Raw genomic sequence first — 11,092 nt, 5'->3', positions numbered from 1 at the left:
CGGATCGAGGAGATGTGGGATGAAGAGGGGAACAGTCTGGGCGAAGCCCCGCACCCGATGCAAAAGGTTTTGGTGAGAGTGGTGAAGCCGGTAAAGCCGGTAAAGCCGTACGACCTGATGCGAAAGGAAAAAGGAGCAGTTTGACGGTTCCACGAATATAATAAAATAATTGCTATGATAGGTTAGCTACTGAGAAACAACACCTGGACATGACACAGGGGTTGTTTTATTTTTTAAGAGTATGAAAAACTTCCTAGCTGTCATGATCTATGAGTACTCACTCCATGAGCAAACGAAGGGGTAAATGCGTTTGGAATAATTGTAAGCAGCGTAAAGGCGGGCATAAATTTATTTCTTTGCTGCCCTTTTCTAAAATGATGGTAAATGTGATATTCAAGGAGTGGTTATTTTGAAAAAGTTCTTTGATTTTATTTGTAAGGGATTTTTTCACCCGCTAGATAAATTAATACTGCTATTTTTGGTTGGCTGGATCTCAAAACTGTTGTCAGAATGGACAGGGGTATTTGCAACTGGTGTACCAACACTGATTTTGCTGATCATCTGTACAATGCCTCGATTTGAAAAAACTTGGTTTGCCCAAAAAGTACTCAATCCATTAGGAAGCATTTCTGTAATCGCATTCTTAGTAATCGGAATGTTTCTTTTGATAACGTGAAGTTCTTTATGATGGAACCAACTTAAGGATAGCCAAGATATCCTCGGAGGTGGCTTATCGGAGCCATTCACGCGATATACGTTTGATTGGGGAGGTGAACTGAGGCGGAGCCTCTTATTCGCGGCCACAGCTATTTGTGGCAAATGTTTTAAATATTGCAACTGCCGAGCGGGATTTGCCGCTTTTCGAGAGCGAAGTGTGATTTACCTCACACCGCTCTTTTTTTTATCGCCCATAATTAGAAGCAGGGAGGACAAACAAAGCTCCCAGAAGCCGCGAAAGGGGTTTTCGCTCATGAGATGCAATATTCACGGTGACCATATGGTTGTTACGCCAGCTTTAAGCGAGTATGTGGAAAACAAGGTAAGCCGCCTGGAAAAATTCGATCTGCTGACCTCTTCCGACGAATGCCGGGTAACCCTGCGCGTAACGAAGAAACGCCACACGGCGGAAATGACGATTCCGACCTCGGGCGCTATCTTTCGCGCCGAAGAATCCACCGAGGATATGTACGCATCGGTCGATCTGGTTATTGACAAGCTGAACAGGCAGATTCGCAAATATAAAAATCGAATGGAAAACCGCAACAGGCAATTGCTGACCTCTCCGCCCGAGGCATTCGCAGAGGAACCAGCGGAAGCAGAGGAGCGGATCGTCAGAATCAAGCGGTTTGAGTACAAACCGATGGGCGTGGAAGAGGCAATCCTGCAAATGGATCTGCTCGGACACAATTTCTTCGTTTTCTCCAACGCGGAAACCAATCAGGTGAGCGTTGTCTACAAGCGAAATGACGGCGGATTTGGCTTGATCGAACCTTCCGTGTAAATAAATAGGGACGAAAAGGGGCCCTGGCGTCTACAGCATTGTCGGCGGGCCAATGGGTACTTGATTTCCTGCTGACGGGAAAACTCAGCGGGTAAATTTGGGAAGTTCACCAGGAATTCGCAAGCCCGGTAAACCGAAAAGAGGAACGATCACCCCTTACCATAGCGATGTTCCAAGCCCGAGGCATACCGCCCCGGGCTTTTGGCGCTGGTTTATTCCACTATTGTGTCCAATCCCTGATAACGAGGTGAATGAATTGTGACAGTGCGGTTTTCCCGAGTGAGATTGTAACATTTCTCACAACATGCTTTCAGAAGAGAAGGGCTATGCTGTCTCCGAAGCGGAAATTGACGAGGCGATGAACAAAGAAGCCGTCCAGCCCGACCGGTATCCGTCCATCGCCAAGGGAATCGCCGCGATTGGCGAGCAGACCTTCATAGATAAGCAGCGCAGCTACTTTAAGCTTGACTGCGCTGGGAAACAAGGTCTATCAGGATATGCTCAACCAGGCGAAAAAAGAAAACCCGCAGGCGGGACAAAAGGAGGCTGCCTACCTGGCAGACAAAAAAACGAGGAGCTGTTGCTATCGCAAATCAATAGTGTAAACGTGGTTTTGTACAAATAATCCATACCGTCAAAACACCGCCCGCGCGTGCGATACAGCTGTGCGCCAGGGCGTTTTTGCTTGCCTTCTCTTGAATAGTCCATCGGTACGTGTATATGATTGAATGGTACAGTCCATCGATTCAAGGGCAGTCAATGTCCGGGGAGGTGAACAGCAATGGCAATAAAGAGTAAATTGCCAGACACGGCAGCCACTCATGCAAAGCCAAGTATTGGAGGCGATACTTTGCATGGGGCGGACATGAATCTCTTATCGCCCAAACAAGCATAGATCATTTCTGATCATTTGGCTTTGCACCTTATTTTCATATTCAACATGAATAAGGGGCGGGCAGAAATGAAATATGTAAAAGCGACATCGATTTTGCCGGAAAAGCTGATCATCGAAATTCAAAAGTATATTCAGGGTGAAACCATCTATATTCCAAAACCGAAAACCACCTATGAAAAATGGGGATCGCGTTCTGGCGGAAGAAAGGCCATCCAGGAGAGAAACAGCGAAATAAAAAAAGCGTTTCAAAACGGAAGAACGATCGATCAATTGGCTGACGATCACTTTCTTGCTGTAGAGACGATCAAAAAAATTGTGTATACAAACAAATAGGAAAGACGACGGAAGCGCTGGTAATCGTGGGAATCGATTGCCGGCGTTTTTTTATCGTAAGGGGACGTTTTCTGTTTATGGCGAGTTCGTTTCTAAATCAAATCCGGCATTTCTTGCAAGTAGCCCATTTTTTATAGTGAAGGGGGAAGCGAAAAAACAATGCTTCCGCGAAAGCAAGACAGGTTGAATAGGAGGAGGGAACGGTATGGTTGAACCGTTTATTCGAAACCATCACTATAACTTTATAAAAAATCAGGCGGATATCGTGCAAAAGGCAACCGTATCCGTCTCCGATCCGAAAGTGTTGGAAGCCGTGAGGTACAGCGCCGAATCAAAGGTATTGAACGCGTTTCCGCATGGTACAGAAAGCCAGAAGCAATTGCTGAAGAAAATCGCCTTGCTCAAAGAGGCGGAGGATTTCAAGCAGTATCTAAGCTCGCTATTGCCGTATGTCGTTCCATTTCCGCAAGTGACCGAAAAACAGATCAAGAAGCTGTTTCCCAAAAATAAAAAGCTGAAGGTTCCCGATCTGCTGACGCTGGATTATCAATCCGTCACGTACCTCGGCTGGATGGATATCGCCACAAGCAAGTTGTTCATCGTGTACCCTGCGGGGGAAGAAATCGTTGGAATCGAAGGCAAATTTACGATTGCCAACCGGAAAAATACGTGCTCCTTATGCCATGGGCACGGGGAAGTCGCTTTGTTTTCCGCTGTCACCAAAACGAGAATTGCCCATGCATCGCCTGATTATTACAAAGCGATTGGCAACTATATTTGCACAGACAGCGCTGCGTGCAACAAAAGGATTACGGATGTGGCGGTGTTAGAGCGGTTTATCCATGATGTTACGGGCCGAGCGATCACAAAACATGGAACATAGCCCACTTGTGATTATCGTTTTGCTCGTGCTGTTTTCAATGGATCGGCGTGCCCGCGGGACGATCGGCTGCGAGGGGTAGTACCAGCGTAGCCGACACCACCCGCATAACCCCAAAAAGCACTGCCCGAAGGCAGTGCTTTTGTCGCAACATCATATTTACTCAATGCCATTTTTTACTTTTGAGTATTTCCGGAGCCCGGAGACAAAGCTTTTAACTCAGCTATTTCTTCAGGAGCCAGTTTCCTTGATCCCCCTGCTGATCTTGCTTTCTCTTCCATTTTCTTCAATACAGCACTTTCTTCGGGGGTTAAACTCCTTATTGTCATTGAAGTTCCGGGAGGAATCGACGGATCTTCTTGATGTGTAATTGTAACGGATGCTCCAGGAGGGTGCTTCTCATAAGATTCTTTTACTCTCGCGATGCTCGCAGGTGAATAATACCCATCCTCTATCGTGACCTGTCTCTGTTCATCGGGTGTGAGTTCGTCGATAGGTACCGGGTGCTCATAACCTTTAAGGGCATATATGCCCCCTAACCCTTTTTCGGTTACGAATTTTTGCTCATCAGGCGTAAGAGCACTGTATTTCAAGAATTGTACGCCTTCATATAGTATAGAATCGCCTGCACCTTCAATGGTTTGATTGGTATCAGCATTGACCTTGGGTGTTATCGCAGCTGCCCAGGCGGCAGTCGATGTACCGATTGCTCCAACAGCAATGACTGCCGCTGCACTCATCATAATCGTATGTTTTTTCAGTTTTTTCACAGTAAGCATGATCGTTAATCTCCTTTTCAATTGTTTTCCGTCACTGGATAAGGAAGCGCAAAATCGAGTAGGAATACTCCTTGAACCTGTCATCACGTTCAGGATCGTTTCACCGTACCGCTTTCGCTCAGCATAGGACATTTCTTTCACGACTTCTTCGTCACAGGACAGCTCACTCCACGTATGAATGTCCTTCCGGAGAACGTGAACGAAGGGATTAAACCAGTGCAGGGCACTGGCTGCCAAGGCAATCGCCTTGACCCATAAGTCTTTTCGTTTCAGGTGAATCAACTCATGGCGAATCACCATGCCCATGTCCACATTTGCTGCATTCTCCATAGGGAGATAAATGGCCGGTTGCCATAGCCCGACAAGAATAGGACTCCGGATCGCTGAGCTATACGCAAGCTGGACGTTGCTTTGCATGCCGAAAGCTTCCTTTATCAAGGCTAGCTGTTTGGCTGCTTCGCTGTTCTCCGGCACGGGCGAACGCGTTTGCTGTAATTTCTTTATAAACCTGCGATAACAATATATCTGCCATATGGCAAAAGCGAAAGCTCCTGTTCCCCAAATACTCAGAAAGACGAGGGCTACATCAGCAGAAAGATTCAGTTCCGGAATGGCCGCAATGGTTAGATCGGACTGTGTTAGTTGTACACTCGAAGGTAGTCCGGATATGGGAACGGTTGTCGTTTGCTTCGGAACAAAGAGTGGGAAAAGCCATTGCAAAACAAGGGCTATGGGCAGAAGATAAAACCCAATTGCCATTTTTCCAATCGCATATCGCCATTTCGGAGGGAAGGCGCCTGGTGAAATGAGCCGCAACAGGAGAATGCAGATCACAACGGTACTTCCCGCAGCGGAAAGGGAAACGAGCAGTTCCAGAAGTTTACTCATAGACTGCACCTACTTTCCCGAAAACCATTGCTTCAGCTCTGCAATGTCTTCGTCCGAAAGCTTGTCGCCGTCATACAAAGCAGCGATTAAGTTTTTGACCGATCCTTGGTATAATCCGTCCAGTACATGTTGCGTCTCCGCCAGCTTGTAATCTTTCGGAGATATGAGGGGAACATACTTGTTCGTTCGGCCATGCCTTGTGGCTTCTAGCGCCCCTTTGTCCACCAGCCTCGATAGGAAGGTGGAAATGGTTTGCGCCTTCCACTCTTTACCACGTTGAGCGAAAATACGCAGTAATTCGGTCGATGTGACAGGCGGGTCACATTCCCAAATCACCTCCATGAGTTCCATTTCAGTGTCAGACAACTTTTGGACATTTTTCACAGGTGTACACCTCGACTTATCATTATGCGTCCATAATGACATAATTACTACGTTTTGTAGTGATTACAATTTACTACGTAGTGTAGTAAAATGTCAAGCGGCCAATCATACGTTTGCGGGTGGTGTCAGCTACGCTGGTCCTGCCCCTACCAGAAGTTTGTCAAAAGGCGCATGCTGATCAGCTACTGCGTGGTCTGCTATGCGTTCCTGATTCACAGAGTGCAGCGGCTGGAGGCGGAGGATTGAAACAAATCGTCTCCGCCGTACTTGGCAATCGATTATCAGGTCAGGTTACCACGATCACAGCCGAAATCGCCTGAATGTTCGCCTGTACATGAGAAAAACCACCTGCTCAAGGTGGTTTTTTCTTCAGACTCGTTGCCGTATGGGGGCAACGGACGAGTGTTGCTTTCGGTTATTTCTCGTTCGTCAAATACAGCACCAGCTCCGTGCGGCTGTTCAGGTGAAGCTTGCCGAGTATATGAGACACATAGTTTTTTACGGTGCCCTCGCTCAGGAATAGCGCCTCGCTGATCGCCTTGTTGCTTTTGCCCTGCATGATCTGCTCGGCCACCTCCAGTTCCCTCGGAGTCAAAACCGCGGATAAGTCCTCTTTCACAGAGTGTGCAGCAGCGGGCTTCTCGTCGACCTTGCGAAGGGCACCGACGACCTTGGACGCAACCTGCGGATTCAGCAGCAGATTCCCGTCGCATGCCGCCCGGATCGACTTGATGATTTCCTGCGAAGGAGAATCCTTGAGTATATACCCGTCCGCTCCGTTTTTCAGGCAGCTGAAAATGTACTCCTCTTCGTCAAAGGTGGTGAGGATAATGATCTTTACTTGCGGGTATGTTTCCTTTACTGCCTTGGTCGCGTCGATGCCGTTCATGACGGGCATCCTGATGTCCATGAGAATGACGTCGGGAAGCTTGTTTTTGAGCAGGGCGAGCAGCTCTTCCCCGTTGGCTGCCTCTCCGACGATGTTAATCTCCTCGTACAGACTGACGATCATTTTCAAGCCGTCTCGAACAATTCTCTGATCATCGACAATCATGATATCTGTCATCTAGACTCTCTCCATAGCTGTGACATAGGGGATTTCGGCGATTACCGCAAAGCCGCGGTCTTTTTCCGAGCAAAAGCGGACAGAGCCTTCAAGCAACCGGATTCTCTCCTCGATACCGCGCAGGCCGTGGGATTTGGAAATCTCGCTGCAGCCTCTGCCGTCGTCTTTTACCGCGACGTGTATGAGATTGCCTAGCTTGACCACTTCGATCTGAAAGGTGCCGGGATTGCCGTGCTTCACGCCGTTGGTAACAGCTTCCCGCACTGTTTTGTAAATGCAGTTTTTAATATCCGGGATGGCGTGCTCCACGGCTTCGTCGAAAACAAGCTCGCATGTCAATCTCCCGGACATGTGCATGCTCCGCGCAATTTCCTCCAGTGACTCTTGCAGCTGCATGCTGCTTTTCCCGGCGTCTTCCTTCAGCAGATGAACTGCCTTGCGCAGATCTTTCATGGACGCTTTCGAGATGCCGAGCGCCTTGTCCAGCACTTCCTTTGACTGCCGGGGATCGGAATCGAGGATAGTTGCGGCAAACTCCAGATGCATTTTGAGCGCCACAAGCCCGTGGCCGATTGAATCGTGCAGCTCCTGCGCAATCCTTGTCCTCTCTTTTACAACGGCGATCTCTTTCAAATCCTCGGAATACGTCAGGAGCTGGGCGTTGGCTTTGAGCAATTGAGCGTTTGCCGCTTCCCCTTTTTCTTTCTCCAGGTTGATCTGCCGGATCAAATAAACCACCAGAAGCATGCCGAGGTAGGGGAACAGCGCTTCTTTCAAACCCGCTTTGAGCGCAAGGGCTGCGCAGACGTACACCAGCGCATGCAAAACGAGCATGCTGGCGGGAAAAGCGCCGGTGCCAAGGAACAGCTCGATTGCGGGAAATACATAATAAACACTGGTGGCGGAGCTGTTGAATTGGAACATGTACAGCCCGATGCCGACGATACTTACGGACATGGATAAATAGTAAAGCTTGCGATTTGTGCTCAGCAGACGATAGGCGTGCCGTATATAATCATTTGCCTGGATAAGCGGAATCCCGATGGCAAACAGTGTTTTCATCATAGGCGAAAGGTTCGGTCTTGCGAGAATGTCTGCCTCGATAAGGAGAACGAGGGCAATGCGCAAGACCATAATCATGAGGGTCGTATGCTTGTTTTTCACAGCTGTCACATCCAAACTGGTAAGCGTCACTACAAACACTATTGTATACGATGCCAGCCGGGGAGGGGGATAGATTACGAAAGTCATAGCGAAAGAACTTACTTACGTCACCGACAATGGGTGACGTAAGTTTCTTTTGGCACAATCCGCATGGCCGTACAATGGGAGGGGAATGAAGGACAGCAAGATCGGAGCGAACGCCCATGTTTCCAAAAGAACCTTTTCAAAAAAATCCCGCTCTCTTTTACATCTGTACGGTACTTCCGGCCACCTGGCTTGTCACCGCGATCCTGTTTATCAATCCGGCGGTCGGGCTGAAGTCCTTTACCATTCTTATGTTCATCCCGGCGATTGCCGCCGCCGTCTTTCATAAGATTCAGCATACCCGTCCTGAGCTGTTTGCAAAAAGAGTAAATGCAAGGTCGCTTTTGTTTGGCAGCCTGTACCCCATTTTGTTTGTGCTGCTCTGCGCACTTGTGTCCCGCGCAGCCAATGTGGCAGCGGTAAACATACAGAAACTGCCTGATCTGCAAGGCATCGTTACAATATTCGGGTCCTTGGTTGCGAGCCTGTTTGCCGTATTCGGCGAAGAGTACGGATGGAGAGGCTACTTGCTTCCCAGGCTGACCATGCGGTACGGAAAAGTACGGGCAACCGTTATCGTAGGAATCGTCTGGGCCTTGTACCACGCTCCCGCGGTGTATTTCCTGGCGAAAACGACGGGGATCGGCCACCCGCTTTTACTCTGCGCAATCCAAGCCTGTGTCGCCTTTACGCTGAGCTTCCCGTTTTCCTACTGCTACTACTTGTCAGGCAATCTGCTGCCGGTCTTGTTTTTTCACGCGATATGGAATGTAGTCAATACAACGGTACTCGGTGACATTTACAAAAATCAGCAGGGGATCATGGAGGGGAATTTGCTGCTGATCAACGCGGAGGGCGTCCTGGGGCTTTTTTTGGGGGCGGTTTGCATGTGCTGGTTTTACAAACAACTCCGGAAGAAGCCCGGCATGCTCCCTACAGTGGAGAAGGGGTAACGGGCAGTGCTGTGAACGCAGCAGAACGGAGAAGGGGTAACAGGCTTCGCTGTGAATACAACAGAACGGAGCGGAGGTAACAGACTTCGCTATGGCCCTAACCGAACGGCGATTGGCCGAAAAACCGCTCAGCCCACACATCATCGTGCGGGCTGGATGCATGTTCTGAACCGGGCGTCCCCGCTTCCGCTATTTTTCGATATACGCGTACTTGAAGTAGGAACTGCCCAGCGGCAGGATGACGAAGTCTTTCACCTTGTCGTTCTTCACATAGGCGTTTCCGCGGAAGTGGAGCGGTGCCAGCGGCATTTCTTCCATCAAAATCTTTTCCGCTTCAAACATCAGCTTTTTGCGCTTTTCCGGGGCTGTTTCGTAGTAGCTTTTGTTCAGCAGATCGCGATACTCCTTGTTGTCAAAGCGCACTACGTTGTTGCCCCCGGCTTTGTCCTTGTACATTTCCAGGAAGTTGATCGGGTCGTTGAAATCCGCCCCCCACAGCCAGATGCCGAAATCGTACTTGCCATTTTGTACGTCGGAATTAAACACCTTCCACTCCGCGGTACGAATCTCGATGTCGAGTCCCAGCGTCCGCTTCCACCCGTCCTGCAGGGCTTGGGCCAGCTTTTTGTCCGTTTCGCCGGCGTCATAGTAGTAGGTGACCTTCGGGAACTCCTTCAGTCCCAGCTCCTGCATCCCTTCGGCCAGCAGCTGCTTCGCCTTTTCTGTATCTTCTTTGAAATAGCCGTCCGGATTCAGCCCCATGGATACAGGCACCCAGCCGTATGCGGGAGGGACTCCGGTCTGCAGGATGTTGTCGATCAGCTCCTGTCGGTCGATGGAATAGGCGAATGCCTGGCGAATCTTTTTGTTGGTGAACGGCGGCCTTTGCGTATTGAAGATGACGGCCTTGGTGCCGGGATTGTCGGCGACGAGAAGTCTGCCTTCTTCCTTGAGTTGTCCAACCGCATCCGGCGACAAGCCAAAGGACGGGTAGCCTCCCCAATCGAGATCGCCGTTTTCAAACATGGAAAGGGCCGTGTTGTTGTCCTCGATCATGACGATCTCGATATGGTCCAGCTTGACATTGGCCTTGTCCCAATAGGTGGGGCTTTTGCTGAATGCCATCTTGGCCTTATGCTCCCAGGCATCGATCACGAACGGGCCGTTCCCGACGATGGTGGCCGCTTCCGTAGCCCATTTCGGATTGTTTTCTACCGTTTCCTTGTGGAGCGGATAGTAGGTGGTGAAGGAGGTAAGCTCGCGGAAAAATGGCGTCGGGGAGCGCAAGGCGAATTCGATGGTGTAGTCGTCTGTCGCCTGGACGCCTACATCCTGCGGCTTCGCTGTCCCGTTGAAGTATTCCTCGCCACCTTTGATGTAGAAGAGCTGGTAGGCGTAAGCCGAGGCGGTTTTGGGGTCGAGATTCCGCTTGATGGCGTATTCAAAATCGTGGGCGGTAACGGGATCGCCGTTGCTCCACTTGGCATCCTTGCGGAGGGTAAAGCGAAACCGGGTATAGTCGGGGGTGTTGGTAAAGCTCTCGGCAACTGCGTTGATCAGTTGCCCCTGCCGATTCACAGCGGTTAAGCCTTCAAAGGCAAGATTAATCATATCCATGGAAGAAGCGTCTGTCGCGATGCCCGGGTCCATCGTCGGCGGCTCCCCGGCGATGCTCCAATGCAGCACCATCGGTTCCGTGGAGGACGTTTCGGCAGCAGGCTGAGCGTTCTCTGACGAATTCTTGCTGCACCCCGTTACAAGACTAAAGAGCAAAGCCGCGGCGGATAAGGCTGAAAACCATTTTTTCATGCTTTTCCTCCCTTGGTATTATTGGAAATGTATCCAAATTTGTCTTGGCTATTGCTAAAAGGATAAGGTGGATAAATGCGGATGTCATTCACCACAATGTATAAATATAAGGGAAATTAACATCGTAAAAAGTCAGTAAATTCATACAATTTGCCCGTTAACGAAAAACTGCATGGCAAACTGCATGGCAGAGGAGGCTTTGCCTCGGGGAAGTAAAGCTGCCGAAAATACAGGGAAAGAAAATTTTTTTCACAGATGCTGGTGCGAACAGCCGCAGTTCCAACTGTGCTGGCTATACAGGAGAAAAGTCGCCTGAACGCAGGCGGCTTTTTCTCTTTTGACTGGCCTTAGCGAAT

The 11,092-nt window shown here is 49.5% G+C and carries 12 protein-coding genes; 7 read left to right on the top strand and 5 right to left on the bottom strand.

The window, feature by feature from the left end; genetic code table 11:
• The first annotated feature begins 12 nt into the window (after positions 1–12).
• The 6 genes from Q3F21_RS19515 (at position 13) to Q3F21_RS19490 (ending at position 3,612) form a co-directional block, all read left to right on the top strand.
• A complete protein-coding gene (locus Q3F21_RS19515) occupies positions 13–144 on the top strand; it encodes a U32 family peptidase C-terminal domain-containing protein (protein ID WP_340256825.1) in 132 nt (43 codons plus the stop codon).
• 265 nt (positions 145–409) lie between these two features.
• Positions 410–676 (top strand): hypothetical protein, encoded by a 267-nt coding sequence (locus Q3F21_RS19510; protein WP_340256821.1) that lies wholly within the window; start codon positions 410–412, stop codon positions 674–676.
• A 294-nt stretch (positions 677–970) separates the two neighbouring features.
• Entirely contained in the window at positions 971–1,501 is a 531-nt protein-coding gene (gene hpf / locus Q3F21_RS19505; RefSeq protein ID WP_340256819.1) for a ribosome hibernation-promoting factor, HPF/YfiA family, read from the top strand.
• 304 nt (positions 1,502–1,805) lie between these two features.
• A complete protein-coding gene (locus Q3F21_RS19500) occupies positions 1,806–2,126 on the top strand; it encodes a hypothetical protein (RefSeq protein WP_340256817.1) in 321 nt (106 codons plus the stop codon).
• A gap of 336 nt (positions 2,127–2,462) precedes the next feature.
• Positions 2,463–2,729 carry a CD3324 family protein gene (locus tag Q3F21_RS19495; protein WP_340256815.1) on the top strand — a complete coding sequence of 89 codons (267 nt, stop codon included), beginning with the start codon at positions 2,463–2,465 and terminating at the stop codon, positions 2,727–2,729.
• A 205-nt stretch (positions 2,730–2,934) separates the two neighbouring features.
• Complete coding sequence (locus tag Q3F21_RS19490; RefSeq protein ID WP_340256813.1) at positions 2,935–3,612, top strand: FusB/FusC family EF-G-binding protein; 678 nt, start codon at positions 2,935–2,937, stop codon at positions 3,610–3,612.
• A gap of 173 nt (positions 3,613–3,785) precedes the next feature.
• Here Q3F21_RS19490 and Q3F21_RS19485 read toward each other — a convergent pair whose 3' ends face one another.
• The 4 genes from Q3F21_RS19485 to Q3F21_RS19470 form a co-directional block, all read right to left on the bottom strand.
• Complete coding sequence (locus Q3F21_RS19485) at positions 3,786–5,276, bottom strand: M56 family metallopeptidase (protein WP_340256811.1); 1,491 nt, start codon at positions 5,274–5,276, stop codon at positions 3,786–3,788.
• 9 nt (positions 5,277–5,285) lie between these two features.
• Positions 5,286–5,660 (bottom strand): BlaI/MecI/CopY family transcriptional regulator, encoded by a 375-nt coding sequence (locus Q3F21_RS19480; protein ID WP_340256809.1) that lies wholly within the window; start codon positions 5,658–5,660, stop codon positions 5,286–5,288.
• A gap of 415 nt (positions 5,661–6,075) precedes the next feature.
• Complete coding sequence (locus Q3F21_RS19475; RefSeq protein WP_340256806.1) at positions 6,076–6,726, bottom strand: response regulator; 651 nt, start codon at positions 6,724–6,726, stop codon at positions 6,076–6,078.
• Positions 6,727–7,890, bottom strand: a complete 1,164-nt coding sequence (locus Q3F21_RS19470; RefSeq protein WP_340256803.1) for a sensor histidine kinase — start codon at positions 7,888–7,890, stop codon at positions 6,727–6,729. It lies immediately after the preceding gene.
• Between the two features lie 203 nt (positions 7,891–8,093).
• Between Q3F21_RS19470 and Q3F21_RS19465 the strand changes: the two genes are divergently transcribed.
• Entirely contained in the window at positions 8,094–8,927 is an 834-nt protein-coding gene (locus tag Q3F21_RS19465) for a CPBP family intramembrane glutamic endopeptidase (protein WP_340256800.1), read from the top strand.
• Between the two features lie 189 nt (positions 8,928–9,116).
• On the opposite strand, the gene Q3F21_RS19460 is transcribed toward Q3F21_RS19465, so the two are convergent.
• Positions 9,117–10,736, bottom strand: a complete 1,620-nt coding sequence (locus Q3F21_RS19460) for a peptide ABC transporter substrate-binding protein (protein ID WP_340256797.1) — start codon at positions 10,734–10,736, stop codon at positions 9,117–9,119.
• Positions 10,737–11,092 lie beyond the last annotated feature (356 nt).

Origin of the sequence: Brevibacillus borstelensis, assembly GCF_037834415.1 — a bacterium.
Classification (GTDB): Bacteria; Bacillota; Bacilli; order Brevibacillales; family Brevibacillaceae; genus Brevibacillus; species Brevibacillus borstelensis_A.
The sequence above is the reverse complement of the archived record's forward strand: the minus strand, read 5'-3'. Positions and strand labels throughout refer to the sequence as shown.